This window comes from Kitasatospora sp. NPDC094028 (assembly GCF_049543595.1).
In the GTDB taxonomy this organism is placed as follows: Bacteria; Actinomycetota; Actinomycetes; order Streptomycetales; family Streptomycetaceae; genus Kitasatospora.
Genome location: NZ_JBMVFA010000044.1, coordinates 14,739 through 34,474 on the forward strand (window position 1 = coordinate 14,739; position 19,736 = coordinate 34,474).

Here is a 19,736-nt window from a genome sequence, read left to right on the forward strand (position 1 = left end):
CCCGCTCCTTCGGTCCGCCGGGCCGGGTCCGTGGCTGCCGCCGCGGGCCCGGCCCTTCGGGCGTCGTGGGGGTGGCTCCGGGCGGCGGCTCCGGTGGGCGTGTGGCGGGGCGCGGGCGCGGGGCGGCGGGCGCGGTCGGGGTGCGGGGTGCGGTCGTAGTGCGGCGGGCGCGGTCGGTTCCGCTGTTCGGGTGTCGCGCGCGCGGGTGACGGGCAGGTTGCCCAGGGGCGTGCGGGAGGTGTGCCGGCGGTGTGCGCACGCCCTTGTTGTGCTAGCGCATCGGCGCTAGCTTGAACGACATGGGCAAGAAGCAGCTGAACGTGCGGGTCGACGCGACGACCGCCGAAATGGCCCGGGAACGGGCGGAGCAGCAGGGGATCAGCATGAACCAGTACATCGAGCGCCTGGTCCAGCAGGACATGGGCGAGTCCGGGCGGGCCTTCGTCGACGCGGCCGCACAGTTCATGAAGGAGTACGAGACCGCCTTCCTCGCCGAGTTCGGGGAGCCGGGCGACCTCCAGGACGTGCGCCGTTGAAGCTGGAGGTCGACCTCTCGTGGCTGCTCATGACCGCCGAGCAGTACACGCCCGGTGACCCGCAGGTCACCGACTACGGCTCGCTGCTCGCGGCCGTCACCCGGCACCAGGCCGAGATCTTCGACATCGACGTCTACCCCGAACCGCAGGACCGCGCCGCCGCGCTGATGCACCAGCTGATCCGGGTGCCGGCCCTGGAGAAGACCAACGAGCTGTTCGCGACCGCCGTCGCCTACGCCTACCTCGTCGCGAGCGGCTGCACCGTCGCCACCACCGCCCGCGAGGTGCGCAGCCTCTCCCGGGCCATCCGGGAGGGACGCCTCGGGGTGTCCGGGGTCGCCGAGCGGCTGGCCGCGTGGGTGGTCGACGAGGCCGAGGGGGAGGGGGTCAGCGGGGCGGACGACGAGGGCGACGACTGAGCGTCGCCGTCCGCGTCGTCCGCCCCGCTGAAGGAGCTCAGTGGGCGGACCCGGCGGGCTCGGCGGGTTCGGCGGATTCCGTGGGCTCGGCGGATTCGGCAAGTTCGGCGGGTTCGGCGATCAGGGCCGTCGCGAACGGGCGGAAGCCGATTCGGCGGTAGATCCGGGCGACGTCCTCGTCGGCGGCCGACAGGAACACCGTCCGCACGCCGTTCTCCCGCGCGTGCGCGACCAGCGCCGCCGTCACGGCCAGGCCCAGCCCGCGCCGGCGCGCCGCCGGGAGCGTGCCCACCCCGGCCACCTCGGTGACCGCCCCCACCGGGTTGTGCTGGCCGGCGCACAGCACCTCGCCGCCCGCCACGGCGGCGGCCAGCGCGGTGGCGCCGGCGGAGATCCGCCGCGCGACCTGCTCCACCCGGCCCTCGGCCGTCAACTTCTCGGCCATCTCGGGCAGTTCGGCCGTTCCGGCGGTGCCGATCGCGGTGCCGGGCTCGCCGAAGGCCAGGTGCGGGACGGCCGCCGCGGCCGCCAGCTCCGGCGCGTCCGCCGACAGGACCCGCACCTGCGTGCCCTCCGGGAGCTCCGGCGTCGCGGCCGGCTCGTCCTGCGGGCCCAGCACCAGCAGCGGGTGCTCGTGCACCGTCAGCCCCGCCGCCTCCACCGCCGCGCGCAGCGCCGGGTTCTGCTCGGCCACCCACTCGAAGGCCTCCGGCGCGCCCAGCTCCCGCTGCCGCTCCAGCACCCGGCGGACGTCCTCGGCGGTCGCGGCCGGGCCGTCGTGGCCGAGCGTCGGGCGGGCGTAGTACGGCCAGCCGACGCCCTCGCGGACGAACAGGGTCAGCGGGCCGAAGTCCTCGGTGCGGGCGGCGGCGCGTGGCACCGCGTCGTAGTAGCGCTCGATCTCGTCGAGCAGGGCGGGGTCGGGCGCATGATCAACAGAAGTCACGGCGTGCATCCAAGCAGGCACCCGGGTGGACCGCCACCGTTTTGGGCGGGGCGGCGCGGTGCCGCCGCGCCGGGTGCCGCGGCTCCGGGCGGAGCGGGGTGGCAGGGGTGCGCGGCGGGCGGCGGCCGGGCGGCCGGCGGCGAATTCGCCTTGGCGTTGAGTTGGATTGCTCTTGGGGGAGCCTTGGCGTCCGATTGTTGCCGAACGCTTACCGGCTCGCAGCGATCTTGCCTACGAACCCCGTGGCATGCTGAAGCCTTTCCGGCTCCGCCGGAGGGGGACGGCGGCGATTCGCACGAGGCTAGGCAAGGGGGGAAGTCAGGCCCATGAGGCTCTGCTTTCTGGTGGAGGAGCACTACCGGCGCGACGGCATGCCGCTCGACGTGGCGCGCCAACTCACCGCGTGGGGGCACCGGGTGGACGTACTGCGCCCCGGCGACTCGCTGCTGGCGATCTCCGAGGCCGTCCGGGCCGGCAGCCACGACGCCTGGGTGCTCAAGACCGTCTCCGGCGGGCCCGGGCTGACCCTCTTGGAGGCCGCCGCCGCCGTGGGCCTGACCACCGTCAACGACGTCCGCTCCATCCGCGGCGTCCGGGACAAGGCGCTCGCCTCGGTCATCGCCCGCACCCGTGGCCTGCCCGTCCCCGTCACCTACGCCGCCGCCCGCTGGGAGCGGCTCGCCGAGATACCCGTCGCCGAGTACCCGCTCGTCGTCAAGCCCGCGGACGGCAGCTCCGGGCGGGCCGTCCACCTCGTGCCGAGCCCCGACCACCTGCTCGACCTCGGGCCGGCCCTCGCCGGGGAGGGGCTGCTGATCGCGCAGCCGTACGTGCCCAACTCCGGCACGGATCTGAAGGTGTACTGCGTCGACGGCGAACTCTTCGCGACGGAACGTTCCTCCCCGCTGCACCTCGGGCAGGGTGTGCGCGAGCGGCAGGTGCCGCTGCCCGCGGAGGTCGCACGGATCGCGGCGCAGGTCGGCGAGGTGTTCGGGCTCGACCTGTACGGCGTCGACGTGCTGCTCGGGCCGGACGGTCCGGTGGTCGTGGACGTCAACGACTTCCCGAGCTTCCGGCAGGTGCCGGACGCCGTGGAGCGGGTCGCCCGGGCGGTGCTGCGGCTCGCCCGCAGCGGCACGGCCGTGACCGTGCCGGGCGGCCTGGTGCCCGCCGAACAGTCCTTCGCCTACCGGGAGTTGGGGGCGGCGCTGTGAGGGTGGGGCTGATCGCCGGGGATCCGGGGCACCCGGTGCTCGCGGCGGCCGTGGGGCTGCTGGAGAGGCGGGGGTGCGAGGTCGTACACCTCGGGCCGGGGGAGATGGTGGGTGAGGCGGTGGGGGATGCGTCGGGGGAACTCGTCGATGTCTGCCTGCTGAAGGCCCGGACCGGGCCGGCGCTGGCGCTGGCCCGGGAGCTGGAGCGGCGCGGCGTGCCGGTGGTCAACTCGGCGGCGGCGACGGAACTCTGCCAGGACCGGGTGCGGATGGCGGACCGGGCCCGGCCCGCCGGGCTGCCCTTCGTGGCGACCGCGGACGGCGGGCCGTTGGGCGAACTCGCCTGGCCGGGAAGCCCGTTCGTGGTCAAGAGCCGGCACAGCCGGCGGCACGACCTGGTCGCGCTGGTCGACAGCGGCGCGCGGCTGCGGGAACTGGCCGCCCGATGGCCCGAGGAGCCGGTCGTCACCCAGCCGTTCGTGCCCGGGACGGGCTGGGACCAGAAGCTGTGGGTGATCGACGGACAGGTGTTCGCGGCCCGGCGGCGCTCCGAACTCGCCGTCCCCGACAGCGAGCCGGACGGCGGCGCCGGGTGGGTGCCGTCCGCCGGGCGGGTGGCGCTCGCGCTGCGGGTGGGGGAGGTGTTCGGGCTCGACGTCTACGGGGTCGACCTGCTCGACGGACCGGACGAGCCGGTCGTCGTCGACGTCAACGCCTTCCCCGGCATCCGCGGGCAGGCGGGCGCGCCGGAGGCGCTCGCGGCGCTGGCGCTGCGCGTCGGGGCGGGGGCCGGGGCAAGGGTCGGGGCGAATGCCGGGGTGGGCGTCGCCGGCTGAAGGGGGCGGCCGGGGTCGTTAGGCTGGCTGGTCAGGGCCCCGGAGCCGTACGGGCCCGAACGGCGGTACGGCGGCACACAGCGGCACAGCGGCACAGCGGCACAGCGACACGGCGACACGGCGACACGGCGAGGGAAGACGGAACGTTGCTGCAGGACATCGAGCACCACCTTGCCTGCCCACTCTGCGCGCAGGCCCTCACCCGGCACGAGCGCACCCTGCGCTGCCCCGCCGGGCACAGCTTCGACCTCGCCAAGCAGGGATACGTCAGCCTCCTCGCCGGCGACGCCCACACCGGCACCGGCGACACCGCCGACATGGTCGCGGCCCGCGCCGACTTCCTCGCCGCCGGACACTACCGGCCCATCGCCGACGCGCTCGCGCACGCCGCCGCCGAGGCACTGGCGGAAACGACCGGCGACGACGGGCTGATCGCCGACCTCGGCGCCGGCACCGGCTACTACCTGGCGCACGTCCTCGACGCGCTGCCCGGCCGGGCCGGCGCCGCCCTCGACATCTCCAAGTACGCACTGCGCCGCGCCGCCAAGGCCCACCCCCGGATCGGCGCCGTCGTCTGCGACGCCTGGCGGCCCCTGCCGCTGCGCGACGGCACCGCCGACCTGATGCTCAACGTGTTCGCGCCGCGCAACGGGCCCGAGATCCACCGCGTGCTGCGCCCCGGCGCCACCCTGCTGCTGGTCTCGCCGACCGGGCGGCACCTGCGCGAACTCGTCGACGCGCTCGGGCTGTTGTCGGTCGACGAGGACAAGCAGCGGCGGATCGACGAGAAGCTCGGCCCGTACCTGACGCCCATCGGGCGGCGGGAGGTCGAGTTCACCCTGCGGCTCGGGCCGGCGGACGTGCGGACCGTCGTCGGGATGGGGCCGAGCGCCTGGCACACCGATCCGGACGCCCTCGCGGCGGCGCTGGGCGCGCTGCCGGAGCCGGTCGAGGTGACGGCCTCGGTGACGGTGGCCGCCTACCGGCGCTGAGCGCGCGACCGGGCGGGTCACCGGTTCGGGTGCGGGCCGTCAGCAGCTGACCGGCGGGGGGCGCCACGTTGGGATGAACCTGTTCGTGCAGGCACGTTTCTGTCGAGCGGGCTGCGGCTAACGTCCGACGCGTGAACCGCGACGCCAGCCGGCCCGCCACGCCGGCCCACCCCCGACCGTCCGTCCCGGAGCCCGCCCGGCCGTTCGTGACGGGGCCCGTACAGCCGTCCGTGCCGGGGCCCGCCCTGCCGTCCGACCGCCCGTCCGCGCCGGGGCCCGAGCGGCCGCCGGTGCCGCGCCCCACCGTCGAGGAGCTCCGGCTCACCTCGTTCAAGTCCTACCGGCGTGCGACGCTGCCGCTCGCGCCCCTCACCGTCCTGTACGGGCCCGCCGGCGTCGGCAAGTCCAACGCGCTCGACGCGCTCGCCGTCCTCTCCCGGCTCGCCCTCGGCGAGGAGATCGCCGACTCCCTCAACGGCCTGCCCGACCGCACCGGCCCGCTCGCCACACCCGTCCGCGGCGGCCTCGACGGATGCCTCCCGCACAGGCGCGAGGCCATCGGCCTCGGCTGCACCGTCCGCTCCCCGCACGGCGCGATCGGACTCGACCTCGTCATCCGCGCCGACGAGCCGGTCCGGATCGTCCGCGAGACGCTCACCCTCGACGGCCGCACCCTCGTCGAGACCGGGGAGCAGGACGTGCGCCGCCGGCGCGTCAACGTCTGCTGGCACAACGACACCAGGCAGGGCGACATCCGGGCGCCGCTCCCCAGCAGCAGCATGATCACCGCCCAGCTGCCGCTGCGGGTGGCCGGCTCCTCGCGCGGCGAACGCAAGGTCCTCGCCGCCGTCGAGGACCTGCTCACCGCGCTGCGCGAGGTCTTCCCCCTCCACCCCGTCCCCGCCCTCATGCGCGGCTGGGCCCGGGCCGACCCGCAGGCCAGGCTGCGCAGCAACGCCGCCAACATCTCCGCCGTCGTCGACCGGCTCAGCAACGAATGCCCGCGCCGGTACGGCAAGTTGCTGCGGGTCGCACAGGCCGCCGCGCCGTACGCGCTGCTCGGGCTCGACCTCGACCACCGCGACACCGCGACCGGGCGGCGCGTCCTCGCCGTCTTCGACGAAGGCGTGCGCGGGCGCACCCGGGCCGACCAGGCCTCGGACGGCATGCTGCGCCACCTCGCCTTCACCGCGGTGCTGCTGACCGGCGCCGGGGTGCTCGACCTCGACGTGGCCGCCGAGGTGCCTTGGGCGCACCGGCAGCTCACCGTGCTCGCCGAGGACCTCGGGTGCGGGCTCTCCACCGAGCAGGCCGCGTCGCTGCTGCGGCTGGCGCGCGACATGTCGGGGCGCAACCAGTTGCGGGTCCTGGCAGCGCTGCAGGAGCCGGCCGCGGCACGGGAGGCGCTTGGTGGCGGAGCCGGGGCGCTGCTGGTGGAGTGCCGGCGGGACCCGGGCTCGGGGGTCACCGTGCTGCGGCCGGAGCCGGTCCGGGTGCCGGGGCCGCGGTCGGCGGGCGCGAATGCGGTAGACCTGGGGGAATGAGCGAACGAGAGACGGGGGCGGCCGGGCCGTCCGCCGGTGCGGTGGGGGCCTGCGGGGCCGGCGGTCCGACCCTGGAGGCGCTGCGGCAGCGGCTGGTGGACTTCGCGGCGGCCCGGCGCTGGGAGCCCTTCCACACCCCGAAGAACCTGGCGGCGGCGTTGAGCGTGGAGGCGGGCGAGCTGCTGGAGATCTTCCAGTGGCTGACGCCCGAACAGGCGGCCGACGTGATGTCCGACCCGGAGCGGGCCCCTCGGGTGCGTGACGAGGTCGCGGACGTCCTCGCGTACCTGCTGCAGTTCTGCACGGCGGTCGGGGTGGACCCGCTGGAGGCGCTCGCGGCCAAGATCGAGCGGAACGAGCACCGCTTCCCGGTGCCCGGCGGGAGGGCCGACGTCAACTCGGACGTGGGCGATCAACCCGCGTGAGGGACGGAAGTTATCCACAACCCCGGAGTTGTCCACAGGTTCCGGGATGGTGGATGCGGGCCCGAGCCGATTTCCGCACGCTTTCGCCGTGACCACCTGACCGCCCCTCGGCGGCGGTGGTCGACGGCGGAACGCGAGCGAGAGGAGCGGTGTCCATGGAGGCGCTGCGAATGATCAAGACGGCCCGGCACGCGCTGGCCTCGGCCAGACACGTGCCGGACGTGCTGGCCGAGGCGCGGCAGGCCGCGCTGCTCACCGAGGCGGTGGGTGCCAGGCTGGCGGAGCTGGACGACGACGAGCTGACCGGGCTCGGCCAGCAGCTCTCCGAGGCGGGAGCGCACGCGGCGGTTTGCCTGGACCGCTCGGTCGTGCGGGCCGCCGTGGTGAGCGGCGGGCGGGCCGGTCGGCTCACCGAACTCGGTGACCTGGGGCCGACCCTGGGCGCGCTGGACGGGCTGCTGCGGGACGTGGGGGAGACGCTGGTGGTGCTGGCCTGCGGGGCCGACACCGAGAGCCTCTACTGGACCTGCATCGACGGCGTCGACGCGGTGTCGGACTGCCAGGACCTGGCCGAGCGGCTGCGCAAGGCGGCGGGCCGGGGAGCGGGAGGGGAGAGCACGGTGCTCGGCGGGGCCGTGGAGGCGGAGCGGGCCGGGCGGGGGTCGCCCTTACTGGAGGTCCGGCTCGGCCCGCCGGGTGAGGAGGGGAAGGAGGCGCCGGACTACCGGGTGCCCGGTGCGGCCGGAGCCTCGGAGGTGTCGGTGCCGGTGGGGTAGCCGGCGGTGGCGCGGGGACCGGAGGACTGCAGCTCGGCGAGGTCCGCGGTCACCGAGGCGAGCAGTTCCTGCATCTGTTCGAGCAGGCTCCTTGGTGTGCTGCTCGGGAGCTGCGGCGTGGCAGACGGTTCGGACATGACGGGACCTCTTCGGATCGGTAGTGCGGTGTGAAACGGCCGACGGTGGCTCGGTCGTTGCGGCGGGGGTGGCTGATGCCCGGCCACCGTGGGCAGGCGCCCCAGTCGCAGCACTCAACGAACCGCTCCGGGGGCCGGTCACCGGCTGCCACCCGATGTGGTCCAACTCCGGTACGGGGTAAGCCTCCCGGGTGATTCGGGGTTGCTGTCGCGGGGCGGCCTGAGTTAGGCGGCGAGCGGGCGAGCGCGCAGGCGGGCGCGCGCGAACGGGCGGGCGGGTGGGCGAGTGGGGAAGGCGAGCGCGCGCGAGCGGGTGAGGCGGGCGGGCGAGGAGGCGCAAAGGGGCCGCCGCCCCGCGCGGTGGCGCGGGGCGGCGGCAGGAAGCCCAGGGCGCTCCCGGAGTGGGTAGCTGCTGGGCGCCGGAGTGCCCGGCGCCCAGCAGCTCCCGAGAGGTGTGGCGCGGCGCGGGAGGGGAGGGGAGAGGGGAGGGGAGGGACCAGGAAGTGCGCGAGGGGCAAATATTGGGCCCCGGCGCCGCGAATTCGCGGCGCCGGGGCCTGGAAAAGCTTCAGTGCTAGGCCGTTCCCAGCTTCAGGGGGCGGTCTGAGGCCGCCTACCTGGAGAGCTGCGCGAACCGCCCGTAGCGCCGGCTCATATCCAAGTCGTGCGATAGGACGCCGCGCCCCGTCGCCCCGCGCGGTGGCGCTGGGCGACGGCAAGGCCCAACCCGCCACTGCCGGGACTGGCAACCTGCTGCGTACCGAAGCGGACTTCGAGCGGTGAGCGGAAATCCTGCCGCTCCGCAACCTGCGGAACACGCCTGTTGGGCACGCGCCCTCACCGACCACCTCGTCGCTCTCGAAGTCCGGCACATGATGGCAAGCCAGCACACCTGACCTACCCCCTATCGCTGGGAAGCAGCCCGCGGCCGGCGAAGACTGCCGGTTGATCAGAGTTCGCCGGCGAGGATGCCTGCCTTGGCGGCTTCCCACTCGCGGGCGGTGAAGCACAAAGGCGCGCGGTCGGGATTCTTGGAGTCGCGGACGGCCCGGCCCCCACCAGGCAGGTCGGTGACCTCAAGGCACTCGCCCTCTCCTCCGCTGGCGGAGGACTTGCGCCAGACGGCGTCGGCGAGGTCGTAGGCGTAGAGGTCGGCCTTCGGTGCGTTCACTTGCGGGTTCCTTCTTCCATGCGTGCGATCAGTGCCAGCGAATCCTCCGGCGGAAGGGCGGTCGCCTGGATCCGCTCGAAGGCCGCAGCGTGGAGCTTCACGCCTTCGGCGTCCTCAACGTAGGACGATCCGAGCAGGTTCTCCAACTGCACGACGTCTGGCAGCGGTCCGGGGAAACCGATCAGGTTGAAGCCCCCGATGGTGCCCGGGTGCAGGGTGGCCTCCAGGGGCATGACCTGGATCGTCACGTTGGGGAGTTCGGCCGCGTCGAGCAGTCGCTGCAGTTGCTCGCGCATGATGGTCGGCCGTACCGCGAAGCGCTGGTGAAGGACCGCTTCGGGGATGATCGCCCACAGTTCCAGCGGTAGGCGGCCGGTGCGGCTGAGAACAGCCTGGCGGGCCTGCCGGACCTCGGCCAGGGCGGTGACCTCTTCGGGCGTACGGGTCATCGCGATCGCCGCGATGGTCTCGCGCGCGTAGGCCGCGCTCTGCAAGAGCCCGGGAATCAGCCCGGGCGAGTAGATGCGGATACTCTCCGCATCCGTCTCCAGAGAGATGTAGTCCGCGTAGGCCGGTGACAGCACGCCACCGTAGGTCTGCCACCATCCTCGCTTGCCGGCGTCCTTGGCGAGGCTGTCCAGAGCCGTGAACACCTCCGGGGCGCTGACGCCGTAGACCGTCAGCAGGCCGGCCAGTTCGGCAGGGCGGATCGACTGGGTGGCGTTCTCGATCTTCGAGAGCTTCGGCCCCTTCCAGCCCATGGCCTCGGCTGCACCGTCGAGTGTCAGCCCGGCCGTGTTGCGCAGGCCCCTCAAGGCTTTGCCGAGCTGGCGGCGCCGGACGGTGGGAACCAGCGGAGAGTTGGGCATGCGCAGAGTGTCGCACTACCCGCGCGGGCAACGCGAGCCTTCACGCCCCCACTCTCAACCAAGTTAGGTAGAAACCTTGCGCCCAAGTCGAGAAGGGTCCATCCTCTGAAGGACGAGCGCTAACTGATCGTCAAGCAATGTCAGCTGAGCGTTACTTGTTCTGATGCTGCGCGGACCCTAGCCCGCAGATAGGAGGGGCCATGGTCTCGGCAGTCGACGAGCTGCTGCAAAGCGAGCCCGGGTTCTACGTCCGGGACGGCGAGACGGGTGTGACCGTCCACCTGGTCGCCGGCCGGGGAAACCTGGCGAGGATGCGGCGGCTGGCGGTGTTCAGGCTGGGCATGGCCGGTATCGCCCTTGATCTGGCCCGGGATGCGGAGTTGCTCGTGAGCGAGCTGGTCGGGAATGCGGTTCGGGCTTGCGGGGACGGGGTGCCGCTGGTCGTCGAGGTCTCCACGGGCTCGGACGGGGTGCGGGTGAGGGTCCATGACCCGGAGCCGGGTGAACTGCCCAGACGGCGCGGCACCGAGGTCGGTGACGGGCAGGCCGAGGGCGGCCGCGGGCTGTTGCTCGCCTCGGCGCTTGCGCCGGGTTGGCAGGTTGCCTTGACGCCGGTCGGCAAGCAGATCAGGTGTCTGCTGCCCCATCGACCGCCGCAGAGCCTGTCTCGAACCGGGAGCAAGCCCGGCCGCCTGAACGCCAACTGCCATACATTCCAGCCGAGGTGAGAGCGTAAGCAGCGACCGGGGGCATCATTCGCGGCGGCATCCTCGGCACGGGGCAACCACGGCGATACGTTGTCCAATCGGGCGCTCGTCGGCCTCACCCCAGGTTCGTCCGCATGACGAAGCGAAGACTCGATCTGTTGGGAGTTCGTTTCAGCCGAACTCCGACGTCCGCCCCCGCGGCGGCGCGTATCCGCCCGCATGGCACAGAGCCCTGGCTAGCGTCCTGGGCGAGCGCCAGGACGAGCCGGGCTGCTGCAAGCACCAACGCCCAGAGAGACAGGAAATCGGATGACTGCCATCGACGACTCGTCGGTCCGCGATCCCGACGTGCTGCGCGCGGACATGGTCCGTGCGCTGCGTGACCAGGACGGGATCAGGAGCGAGCCGGTCGCCGCTGCCTTCGCCGCGGTGCCCCGTCACCTGTTCGCGCCGGACACACCGGTGGAGATCGTCTACGACCTGCACCGCACGGTGCCGGTCAAGAAGGACGAGAACGGCCTGGAGCTCAGTGTCATGTCCGCGGCCCACCTGCAGGCCGTGATGCTGGAGCAGGCCGGCGTCGAGCCCGGCATGAAGGTGCTGGAGATCGGCTCTGGCGGCGTCAACGCCGCCTACCTGCAGGAACTTGTCGGAAAGGCGGGCGAGGTCACCACCGTCGATATCGATCGCGACGTCATCGACCGGGCCCGGCGATGCCTCGACGACGCCGGGTACCCGCAGGTGCGCACGGTCCTGGCGGACGGCGAGAGCGGTGTGCCGGACGGCGCCCCTTACGACTTGATCATCGTCACGGCAGCCGCGTGGGACATCCCCCCATCGTGGACCAGCGGGCTGACGCCGACCGGTCGCCTCGTCGTGCCGCTGACGGTATGCGGCACGACCCGCTCGATCGCCTTCGACCACGACCCCGAGGGCAAGGGCCTGATCAGCCGTTCCTACAGCCTGGCCCGGTTCGTGCCCATGCAGGGCGGAGGGGCCGCCGAGGAGCGCAAGGTGATGCTGCGCGAGGGCGTTGCCCTGCAGAGCGACGACGCACGCGTGCCGCTCGACGCGCAGGCGCTGAACCGCGCGCTGGACATGCCTCGCCTGGAGCGCTGGTCCCAAGAGGCGTACGACCTGCCCGACGAACTGGAGCTCTACCTCACCCTCAACCTGTCGAGCCCGGCCCGCCTGCACGCCGCAGGCGACGTGGTGGAGCGCGGCCTGGTGGAGGCGTCCGCGTTGTTCGGGGTGCCCGCCCTGGTGAGTGAGGACAGCTTCGTCTACCGCACCCGCCGCGAGAACGCGGACACCGGCGGCTTCGAGAGCGGCGTGGTCGCCCACGGCCCCGGCGCCGAAGCGCTCGCCGACGAGTACGTCACGCTGCTTCGCCGCTGGGCCCGTGACCACCGCCGCCGGGGGGCCGCGACCTTCCGCTACCTGCCGGGCCCCGCGCCCACCCCGCTGCCCCAGAACGCCGTCCTGCGACGCCACGGCATCGTCACGGCGACCTGGCACTGAGACTCCCGGGCCCCGTCCGGGGGCTCCGGGCCGTGCACCATCAACCGATCTGTCCCAAGGAGGCATGCATGACCGTGCAGTTGGAAGGCCCCCTCGCGCCCCCGCAGCCCGCCGGCGAGCAGCACGACCTGACCGGCTTCGACCTGGACATCACCATCGTCGAGGGCGGGCCCGCCGCGGACCAGCTCATCCGCCTGACGAACGACGGCTGCAACTCCACCTGCGCCACCGCGTGCGTGAGCTGCCCGTAGCCGGTTAGAGCGCGTCCATCGCGGTGCCCGGCCGCGCCCAACCCATGGGCGCGGTCGGGCACCGCGCGGCAGAGGAGGGGGCTCATGTATCACCACATCGACGCGGCACTCGTTCGGGCAGCCGCCTGGCACATCGACCACCGGACGTCCTGGCCGGACCTCGTCAGCGAGCGAGCGGGCCCGGCATCGTGGCGGCCGTGGCTGCAACAGGTTTGGAATATCCCGGAGTTCGCAGTCGCTGTCACGGCTGCCAGTGCGGATCTCGCGCGCCGGGTGGAGCAGATCTGCACCGGTCGACCGGTCCCGGATGCCGACGTGCGGCGTGCGATTCTCGCGATTCTGCGTTACCTGCTGCGTGCCCGCACCCGCGCCACCCCGTTCGGTCTGTTCGCCGGCATCGCCCCCGCCCGCATCGACGCCACGGCCACACTGCGCGTGGGCACCGAGCACCGAGCCACCGCCAGAGCCGATTCGGCGTGCAGTACGGCCCTGATCGACCGGTTCGAGCAGCATCCGGCGCTGAGGACCCACCTGATGCTGACCGCTTCCACCCTCGCCGTGGAGCGCGACGATCACGTGGTGATCGAGCACCGCCCGAGTGGAACCGCCGAGGTGGGTCCGCAGCACGTGCGCGTGCGCCTGACCGCGCCGGTCCGCGAAGCACTCAAGAGCGCGCGAACGCCGATCAGGTGGGAGGACCTCGCCGCGAAACTGGCCGCCGTTTTCCCGAGCGCGCCGTCCGCCACGATCGACAAGCTCATCTCGGGTCTAGTCGAGCAGCGGGTCCTGGGCACCAGTCTTCGGCCTGCGATGACGGTCGCCGACTCCCTCGCTGCCCTCTACAGCCACCTGTCGCACCTCGCACCCGACGAGGCGGACGAGATACGTCAGACGCCCAGGAGCGTGGTCGACCTACGGGTGGACTGGGAGTTGACCATCCCCGAGGTGGTGGCCGTCGAGGCGGCTGCGGCGGCGCGGGCGCTTGCCCGCCTGGCTCCCCGAGCGGCCCTGACCGGCTGGGCCGAATGGCACGGCCGCTTCCTTGATCGGTACGGGCCGCAGGCGACCGTGCCCGTCCTGGACGCCATCGATGCGCTCGGGTATCCGCCCGGTTTCCTCGGCGCCACCAACGCGCCGACGCTCTCCCCGCTGCCCGAGCGCGACGGCCGACTCATCGAACTCGCCCATACCGCAGGAATGCAGCGCCGCCTGGAAGTCGAGCTCGACGACGCCATACTGGAAAAGCTCGCCACCACGCACCCCGACCACCCGGTGCAGCCGAGCACCGAACTGACGGTGCGCATCCACGCGACCAGCCTCCCCGCCGTCCAGAGCGGCGAGTTCACTCTGCACGTCGTCGGGGTCGCGCGCTCGGCCGGCGCCACCGCCGGTCGCTTCCTGGGCCTGCTGGACGACGCCGACCGCAACCGCATGACCAAGGCGTACGCCGATCTGCCCGCAGTACATCAGGGCGCGCTGCTCGCACAGATCAGCTCCCCACCGCTGTCCACCCGCGCCGAGAACGTCGCCCGCGCCCCGCAGGCAGCCGATCTGATCATCTCGCTCGGCGACTATCACCGCCCGGAGACCGATCTGGTGCCTGTGACGGACCTGGCGGTCACCGCCGATGCCGAACAACTGCACCTGGTCTCGCTCTCCCGCAACCGGCCGGTGCACACTCTGCTCCTCAACGCCGTGGACCTGCGCCACCACTCCCATCCACTGGCTCGCTTCCTGACGGAGGCGCCCGCCGCGCTGGCCATCCCCTGCACCGGGTTCGTGTGGGGCACCGCCGCCTCCCACCTGCCGTTCCTACCAGCCCTGCGGTACCGGCGCACGATCCTGTCCCCGGCTCGCTGGCTCCTCACCCGCGACAATCTCCCTGCCACGCAGGCGTCGTGGCCGCAGTGGGACGCGGCCCTGACTCGATGGCGCCGTGACGTACACCTGCCTGATCGGGTGTACCTGAGCGAAGCCGACCAGCGCATCGCCCTGGACCTCGCCGAGTCCTCGCACCAGGCCGTGCTGCGCGCGCACCTGGAGCGCAACGGCACGGTGCTGCTGCACCCCGCTCCCGAACCCGAAGACCTGGGCTGGACCGGCGGGCGGGCGCACGAAGTCGTCATCCCCCTGGCCGCCGACCAGAACAAAGCCCCGATCCGGACGCGCGGCCACGTCGTGAGCCGGGAGCACGGCCACCTACCCGGGTGCGACAACCGCATCCAGCTCCACTTGCACGGGCGCCGCGAGCGGCAGGAACCGATCCTGACGCGGTACCTGCCAGCCCTGCTGGACGAGCTGGGCTCTCCCCCGTGGTGGTTCGTCCGCTACCGCGACCCCGGCAACCATCTCCGCCTACGCCTGACCTGCGAGCCCGGGGCGCTCGGCACCGTCTACGAGTCGCTCGGCGAGTGGGCCCGGCACCTGCGCCGCCGGGGCCTGATCACCCACGCCAGCGTGGAGACCTACCTCCCGGAGACCGCACGGTTCGGCGGCCCCGCCGCGATCGGGGCAGCTGAGCGGTTCTTCGCCGCCGACTCCGTCGCCGTCGTGGCCCAACTCGCCGCTGTGGTCACGGTCGACGCGGGCGCGGTGACCGCCGCGAGCATGGTCGACATCGCCGCCGGCCTGATCGGTGACAGTGCCGCAGCGATGCGCTGGCTCATCGAACACACCCGCACCAGCCCCACGGCCCCGGACCGCGCCGTCTACCGCCAAGCCGTCGATCTGGTGAACGGCCGGAAGGCAGCCCTGGGCGAGCAGGTCGCCACGGCCTGGTCCGTGCGACGCGAAGCAGTGACTGCCTACCGGCGCGCGCTCCTGGCTGCGGACTCGCGCCCTGAGGATCTGCTGCCGGACCTGCTACACCTCCACCAGACCCGGATGCGCGGGCCGGACCTGGCCGAGGAACGAAGGCACTTGCACCTGGCCAGGGCTGCCGCTCTGAGCTGGACGGCACAAGCACGGAGGACACCGTGACGACGACAACTCCGGTCGTCTCCACCGCGTTGGCGGCAGCCGACCGGCTCGCCCGGGCGCTGGCCGATCCGAGCACCGTGTGGACGTTCGGACGGCCGGACGGCGGCCGGTCCTGGCCGCAGTCGCTGGCCGGAGGGGCCTCGGGCATCGCCCTGCTGCACATCGAGCGCGCCCGCACCGGTCACGGAGACTGGGACACCGCGCACGCCTGGCTCCTCGCCGCCATTGACGGTGACATCAGCGCGGCGGCCAACGCCAGCCTGTACTTCGGCGCGCCGGCACTCGCATTCATCACGTCCCTCGCGGCAAGCGCATCGAGCCGGTACCGGCGTGTCCTGGAACGCCTGGACGCGGCGACCGTGACGGTCACCCGCAATCGCCTGGCCGCAGCCCACCATCGCATCGACCGCGCCCAGCGGCCCCCCATGGAGGAGTTCGACCTGATCCAGGGCCTCTCCGGGTTGGGCGCCTACCACCTGAGCCGCAACCCCGACCGCGAGATCACCCGGGACGTGCTCGCCTACCTCGTCCGCCTGACCGAGCCGATGCCCGACCCGAGCGGGCTGCCACCCTGGTGGATGGACGTCGCACCGACTGGCGCGCCCCACACCGACTACCCTGGCGGCCACGGCAACTTCGGCACCGCCCACGGCATCAGCTCCACCCTGTCCGTGCTGTCCGAGGCAATGCTCCACGACCTGCCCGTGCCCGGCGTCGCCGACGCGGTCGAGCGGATCTGCTCCTGGACCGACCACTGGCGTCAGGACGGCGAGACGGGCCCCTGGTGGCCGGGCCAGCTCGCCGTCGAGCAGACGACGGACAGCCGCCTCGACCTGGCTCTTCGCCCCCGGCCGTCCTGGTGCTACGGCGTCAGCGGAACCGCCCGCGCACAGCAGCTGGCCGGGCTCGCACTCGGCGACCCGAAGCGTGTGAACGACGCCGAGAACGCGATCCTCGCGGCCCTGCGTGACCCACGCCAGCTGGCCAAGCTCTCAGAAATCGGCCTGTGCCACGGCACGGCCGGCCTGCTGCATTCTGCCTGGCGGATGGCCACCACCACCGGAAACCGAGCGATCAGCGCGGAACTTCCGCACCTCGCCGACCGCCTGGTCACCGCGCTCGACCGAGAACGCCACGATCCGGAACTCCTCGACGGAGTCGCCGGGGCGGCGCTCGCCCTGCACACCCTCGGCACGGGCAGCACGCCCGCACCTCACTGGGACACCTTCCTCGCCCTGGCATGAACCCGGAGGCACACGCATGCAGCAACTCCCTTGGCGCCAAGCCAACGTCACCTTCGGTGACTGGGAAGCCGCTGAAACCACCGCCCTGGACCATCTTGCCCCGCTCCTTGGCACCGCCGAGGACGACGGAGCCATCATCGCGTGGTTCGTCATCCGCAAGAGGCCCTGCTGGCGTGTGCGCTACCAGCCCGGCGTAGACGGGCACGACCGTGTCGCACACGGGCTCGACCAGATGACGGCCGCCGGGCACATCACGGACTGGACGCAGAGCATCTACGAGCCCGAGGTTCATGCCTTCGGCGGCACCGAAGCCATGGACAGCGCGCACCGGCTCTTCCACCACGACAGTCGCGGCCTCATCGACTTCCTGGCGAGCCAGGCCGGCTCCCATCGCCGCGAGACATCCCTCCTCCTGTGCAACCTCATGCTGCGTTCCGCCGGGCTGGACTGGTACGAGCAGGGCGACGTGTGGGCCCGAGTCGCCGTCCACCGAGCCCAGCCCGCCGGCACCGGAGCGGGCAGCCGCGACCAGCTGCAGGGCGCTGTACGCCGTCTGCTCTCGGTGGACCCGGACTACGCTCTGCGACCAGACGGCTCGCTTGCCGGCGCCGCCGGGTGGGCGCGCGCCTACATCGACGCCGGGCAGGAGCTGGCCGGGCTCCAGGCCGCCGGGCGGCTCCACCGCGGCCTGCGTGACGTCCTGGCCCACCACGTGATCTTCGCCTGGAACCGGATCGGCCTAGCCTACGCCACCCAGGCCGCGCTAACCGCCGCAGCGAAGACCGTCGTCTTCGGCCCGGACCCCACCGCCGAGCCCGAGAGGAGCGCCGCAGACCGTGTGGAAACTCCCTGACACCACTGCCCAGCGCTTCCCCCTCGTCGCCCGGCCTCGGCCGGCCTGCCTCCCCCTGCTCCAACGCGTACAGACCCTGACCCGACTCGCAAACGCCGCAGCCGAGCAGAGCGACCCGAGCACCGCCTCGACCGTCTTCAACCGAGCTGCTCTGGTCGCCTCCGACACTGGCGACGCCGCTACTGCCAGCGCCATGTGCCGCCGACACGCCACTGCGTACCTGCACGCCGCCCCGCTGCCCGCCAGCACCGCGATCCGCGCCCTCGAACCCCTCGTCAACCTCGCGCGCCTCCAACTCCGCGCAGGCCGAGCCGATCAAGGCCGCCAGTACCTCCTGGCGCTGTTCGATGCCGTCGCCGACGCCGCCCCCGCCGAGGTCGAGGGCATCGCCGTCCCCGCGGACCTCGTCGCAGACGCGGCCGACCGCCACACCGTCCGCGCCTGGCTGTGGACCGTCGTACTCGCGGACGGCACCCGCGCCCTGACCGCCGCCGGCCGCTGGACGGAGGCACTCACCCACGTCCAGACGCACCACGGCATCGGACAACGCATGCTCGACGGCCGACAGGTCGCCATCCTCGCCGCCCTCACCAGTGGGTACGGCCTCCAAGCCAGGACGCTCCTGGCCGAGGCCACCCCCGAAGAGCCGTGGGAGGAAGCCGTCTCAGGGTGCCTGGCCCTCCTGTGCCGCCGCGTGTCGGGCCAGCCCTGGCGCCGTGCCCTGCAGGACCTGGCGGCAAGCTACCTCGAACGCCCGGTCGAGGACGGGATGGCCGTCTTCGACACGAGACTAGGGCTCGTCCTCCTGGACATGGCCGCCTCGGACAACGACCCAGTCGCGCGCCAGCTCGTCACAGAGTTGCACCGCCGGACGATGAAGGCCACAGACGGCTACGCGGCTCGGGAAGCCCTTTCCCATCCGACGTTCACCGCTTTGGCCACCGACCATCAGGCGCAGGACTGCCGGGATCTCCTCCACGTCTGCTCCCTCGGAGCCGGGACGCTCCCCACCGACCTCGGCGACCACCTCACGGCCGCACTTCACACCAGCGATCGCGTCATTCGCCGCAGCGTCGGCCGGCCGATTTGTCGACCTTGAATGTGATCAAGCCGCTGGCGTCAACGCGCCTTGCGTGCCGCGTCGTTGTGGTACGTTTCGTGGTCAAACAGAAAATAGGCGACCCCGGCGATGCGCGAACATCCCGGGGTCTGGCACCAGGAGCGCAAACTCCCGATGCGAGTACATCGTACCGAACACGTACGTAACTTCACCGTGCTGCCCAACTGCATGCTGCAGTACCGGCAGCTGTCCTACACCGCCCGTGGCCTGCTCGCGGATCTCCTCTCCCGCCCTGACGGTTGGCGTGAGGACGGCCGTCACATGGCCGATACCAGCCCCCAGGGGCGAGGTGCGATCCGCAAGGCCCTGAAAGAGCTGACCGAGGCCGGCTTCTACCGGGTCGAGAAGATCCGGATGCCGGACGGCACGATCATCACTGAGACCCACGTCTACGACACCCCGCAGCTCACGGTGTTGCCGGGTGCCACCCGTCCGGTCTCCGGTGGAGCGACTGCCGGCAGTGCTGACGCCCTTCCAAAAGACCGGCATAAAGGAACCTCCCTCCCTGCGCAGCCGCCCGACGAGCCGCAGGCGAACACGGGAGGGCGGGGGGAAGGCCATGAGGACGAGGCTGACGAGCAGATCCGCGAAGCCGTTGCCACGCTCTTCCGGGTGATCCACCCCGAGCCGCGCCTGCGACTCGGCCAGGCCGAAGCCGAGGAACTCGGACCCCTCGTCGCGAAGTGGCTGCAGCGCGGCGCGACCCAAACCGACCTCGCCCACGCCCTGCTGCCGGGCCTGCCCACCCCTATGCACTCGGCGGTCGCGGTACTCCGCTACCGCCTGGAGCACAAGATGCCACTCGTCCAGCCCGCTGCACGGCCCGCAGTGGCCCGGTACACCGAGTGCGCCAAGTGCCACGATCCGGTGCCCCAGCCGGGCATCTGCCGCCCCTGCGCGGGCCTCGCGACCCGACCCCTCGGGGTGGGGATCGGAGCGGACGTAGCGACCGCGGGTGCCGCACGTGTCCGAGCCGTCCTGCGCGCCGTACGACCGGGGGCCTGCACAGGTCCGTGAGTGGGTGAGTGGGTGAGCGCTCAGGATGGCCTGCGGTGCCTGCTCGGCGCCGGGCAAGCCCGGCGCCGAGCAGCAAGGGAAGGGCGGGCGGAGGGGGAAGGGCAAAAGTTGGGCCTCGGTGCCGCGGGCCCGCGGCACCGAGGCCCCGGGGGAGCGGGGTGCGGCGGTGGCGCCCGCCC

The 19,736-nt window shown here is 72.6% G+C and carries 20 protein-coding genes; 16 read left to right on the top strand and 4 right to left on the bottom strand.

Features of this window, described 5'->3' with window-relative positions:
* The first annotated feature begins 299 nt into the window (after positions 1-299).
* Positions 300-536 carry a toxin-antitoxin system HicB family antitoxin gene (locus tag ACPC54_RS37625; protein WP_045703875.1) on the top strand — a complete coding sequence of 79 codons (237 nt, stop codon included), beginning with the start codon at positions 300-302 and terminating at the stop codon, positions 534-536.
* A complete protein-coding gene (locus ACPC54_RS37630; RefSeq protein ID WP_498971450.1) occupies positions 533-955 on the top strand; it encodes a fic family toxin-antitoxin system, toxin component in 423 nt (140 codons plus the stop codon). The genes ACPC54_RS37625 and ACPC54_RS37630 overlap by 4 nt, the downstream gene beginning before the upstream one ends.
* Before the next feature lie 37 nt (positions 956-992).
* On the opposite strand, the gene ACPC54_RS37635 is transcribed toward ACPC54_RS37630, so the two are convergent.
* Entirely contained in the window at positions 993-1,901 is a 909-nt protein-coding gene (locus ACPC54_RS37635; protein WP_498971452.1) for a GNAT family N-acetyltransferase, read from the bottom strand.
* A gap of 326 nt (positions 1,902-2,227) precedes the next feature.
* On the opposite strand from ACPC54_RS37635, the gene ACPC54_RS37640 reads away from it, so the two are divergent.
* From ACPC54_RS37640 to ACPC54_RS37665, 6 genes are all read left to right on the top strand, one after another.
* Positions 2,228-3,115 (top strand): ATP-grasp domain-containing protein, encoded by an 888-nt coding sequence (locus tag ACPC54_RS37640; RefSeq protein ID WP_498971454.1) that lies wholly within the window; start codon positions 2,228-2,230, stop codon positions 3,113-3,115.
* A gap of 119 nt (positions 3,116-3,234) precedes the next feature.
* Positions 3,235-3,951 (top strand): ATP-grasp domain-containing protein, encoded by a 717-nt coding sequence (locus ACPC54_RS37645; RefSeq protein WP_498971456.1) that lies wholly within the window; start codon positions 3,235-3,237, stop codon positions 3,949-3,951.
* A gap of 146 nt (positions 3,952-4,097) precedes the next feature.
* Positions 4,098-4,943, top strand: a complete 846-nt coding sequence (locus tag ACPC54_RS37650) for a putative RNA methyltransferase (RefSeq protein WP_498971458.1) — start codon at positions 4,098-4,100, stop codon at positions 4,941-4,943.
* A 131-nt stretch (positions 4,944-5,074) separates the two neighbouring features.
* Complete coding sequence (locus tag ACPC54_RS37655) at positions 5,075-6,487, top strand: AAA family ATPase (RefSeq protein WP_498971460.1); 1,413 nt, start codon at positions 5,075-5,077, stop codon at positions 6,485-6,487.
* A complete protein-coding gene (locus tag ACPC54_RS37660; RefSeq protein WP_498971463.1) occupies positions 6,484-6,912 on the top strand; it encodes a nucleotide pyrophosphohydrolase in 429 nt (142 codons plus the stop codon). Before ACPC54_RS37655 ends, ACPC54_RS37660 begins: the two co-directional genes overlap by 4 nt.
* A 155-nt stretch (positions 6,913-7,067) precedes the next feature.
* Positions 7,068-7,688 (top strand): DUF6099 family protein, encoded by a 621-nt coding sequence (locus ACPC54_RS37665; protein ID WP_498971465.1) that lies wholly within the window; start codon positions 7,068-7,070, stop codon positions 7,686-7,688.
* On the opposite strand, the gene ACPC54_RS37670 is transcribed toward ACPC54_RS37665, so the two are convergent.
* The 3 genes from ACPC54_RS37670 to ACPC54_RS37680 form a co-directional block, all read right to left on the bottom strand.
* Complete coding sequence (locus ACPC54_RS37670) at positions 7,634-7,825, bottom strand: hypothetical protein (protein ID WP_498971467.1); 192 nt, start codon at positions 7,823-7,825, stop codon at positions 7,634-7,636. The genes ACPC54_RS37665 and ACPC54_RS37670 overlap by 55 nt on opposite strands.
* A 949-nt stretch (positions 7,826-8,774) precedes the next feature.
* Positions 8,775-8,996 carry a DUF397 domain-containing protein gene (locus tag ACPC54_RS37675; protein ID WP_498971469.1) on the bottom strand — a complete coding sequence of 74 codons (222 nt, stop codon included), beginning with the start codon at positions 8,994-8,996 and terminating at the stop codon, positions 8,775-8,777.
* A complete protein-coding gene (locus tag ACPC54_RS37680) occupies positions 8,993-9,865 on the bottom strand; it encodes a helix-turn-helix domain-containing protein (protein WP_498971471.1) in 873 nt (290 codons plus the stop codon). Before ACPC54_RS37680 ends, ACPC54_RS37675 begins: the two co-directional genes overlap by 4 nt.
* Positions 9,866-10,065: 200 nt before the next feature.
* Here ACPC54_RS37680 and ACPC54_RS37685 point away from each other — a divergent pair, with 200 nt between their 5' ends.
* The 8 genes from ACPC54_RS37685 to ACPC54_RS37720 all read left to right on the top strand — a co-directional run bounded on the left by ACPC54_RS37685 (position 10,066) and on the right by ACPC54_RS37720 (position 19,557).
* Positions 10,066-10,593 (top strand): ATP-binding protein, encoded by a 528-nt coding sequence (locus tag ACPC54_RS37685; RefSeq protein ID WP_498971473.1) that lies wholly within the window; start codon positions 10,066-10,068, stop codon positions 10,591-10,593.
* A 288-nt stretch (positions 10,594-10,881) separates the two neighbouring features.
* Positions 10,882-12,093, top strand: a complete 1,212-nt coding sequence (gene fxlM, locus ACPC54_RS37690; RefSeq protein WP_498971475.1) for a methyltransferase, FxLD system — start codon at positions 10,882-10,884, stop codon at positions 12,091-12,093.
* Between the two features lie 68 nt (positions 12,094-12,161).
* Complete coding sequence (locus ACPC54_RS37695; protein ID WP_498971477.1) at positions 12,162-12,344, top strand: FxLD family lanthipeptide; 183 nt, start codon at positions 12,162-12,164, stop codon at positions 12,342-12,344.
* 84 nt (positions 12,345-12,428) lie between these two features.
* The gene (locus ACPC54_RS37700) at positions 12,429-15,323 is read left to right on the top strand and encodes a lantibiotic dehydratase (protein ID WP_498971479.1); all 2,895 of its coding nucleotides are present in this window, start codon (positions 12,429-12,431) and stop codon (positions 15,321-15,323) included.
* On the top strand, positions 15,320-16,567 hold the full coding sequence (locus ACPC54_RS37705; protein ID WP_498971481.1) for a lanthionine synthetase C family protein: 1,248 nt from the start codon (positions 15,320-15,322) through the stop codon (positions 16,565-16,567). Before ACPC54_RS37700 ends, ACPC54_RS37705 begins: the two co-directional genes overlap by 4 nt.
* Positions 16,568-16,583: 16 nt before the next feature.
* On the top strand, positions 16,584-17,420 hold the full coding sequence (locus tag ACPC54_RS37710; protein ID WP_498971483.1) for a thiopeptide-type bacteriocin biosynthesis protein: 837 nt from the start codon (positions 16,584-16,586) through the stop codon (positions 17,418-17,420).
* Positions 17,404-18,519: a hypothetical protein gene (locus ACPC54_RS37715; protein ID WP_498971485.1), complete on the top strand. Its 1,116-nt coding sequence runs from the start codon at positions 17,404-17,406 to the stop codon at positions 18,517-18,519. Before ACPC54_RS37710 ends, ACPC54_RS37715 begins: the two co-directional genes overlap by 17 nt.
* Positions 18,520-18,609: 90 nt before the next feature.
* The gene (locus tag ACPC54_RS37720) at positions 18,610-19,557 is read left to right on the top strand and encodes a hypothetical protein (protein WP_498971487.1); all 948 of its coding nucleotides are present in this window, start codon (positions 18,610-18,612) and stop codon (positions 19,555-19,557) included.
* The last annotated feature ends 179 nt before the right edge of the window (positions 19,558-19,736 follow it).

Bases quoted from the DNA above. Each gene is read 5' to 3' on its own strand.
- ACPC54_RS37625 (WP_045703875.1), top strand. From the start codon at position 300: ATGGGCAAGAAGCAGCTGAACGTGCGGGTCGACGCGACGACCGCCGAA.
- ACPC54_RS37640 (WP_498971454.1), top strand. From the start codon at position 2,228: ATGAGGCTCTGCTTTCTGGTGGAGGAGCACTACCGGCGCGACGGCATG.
- ACPC54_RS37660 (WP_498971463.1), top strand. From the start codon at position 6,484: ATGAGCGAACGAGAGACGGGGGCGGCCGGGCCGTCCGCCGGTGCGGTG.
- ACPC54_RS37665 (WP_498971465.1), top strand. From the start codon at position 7,068: ATGGAGGCGCTGCGAATGATCAAGACGGCCCGGCACGCGCTGGCCTCG.
- ACPC54_RS37670 (WP_498971467.1), bottom strand. From the start codon at position 7,825: ATGTCCGAACCGTCTGCCACGCCGCAGCTCCCGAGCAGCACACCAAGG.
- ACPC54_RS37680 (WP_498971471.1), bottom strand. From the start codon at position 9,865: ATGCCCAACTCTCCGCTGGTTCCCACCGTCCGGCGCCGCCAGCTCGGC.
- ACPC54_RS37685 (WP_498971473.1), top strand. From the start codon at position 10,066: ATGGTCTCGGCAGTCGACGAGCTGCTGCAAAGCGAGCCCGGGTTCTAC.
- fxlM (WP_498971475.1), top strand. From the start codon at position 10,882: ATGACTGCCATCGACGACTCGTCGGTCCGCGATCCCGACGTGCTGCGC.
- ACPC54_RS37695 (WP_498971477.1), top strand. From the start codon at position 12,162: ATGACCGTGCAGTTGGAAGGCCCCCTCGCGCCCCCGCAGCCCGCCGGC.
- ACPC54_RS37700 (WP_498971479.1), top strand. From the start codon at position 12,429: ATGTATCACCACATCGACGCGGCACTCGTTCGGGCAGCCGCCTGGCAC.
- ACPC54_RS37710 (WP_498971483.1), top strand. From the start codon at position 16,584: ATGCAGCAACTCCCTTGGCGCCAAGCCAACGTCACCTTCGGTGACTGG.
- ACPC54_RS37720 (WP_498971487.1), top strand. From the start codon at position 18,610: ATGCGCGAACATCCCGGGGTCTGGCACCAGGAGCGCAAACTCCCGATG.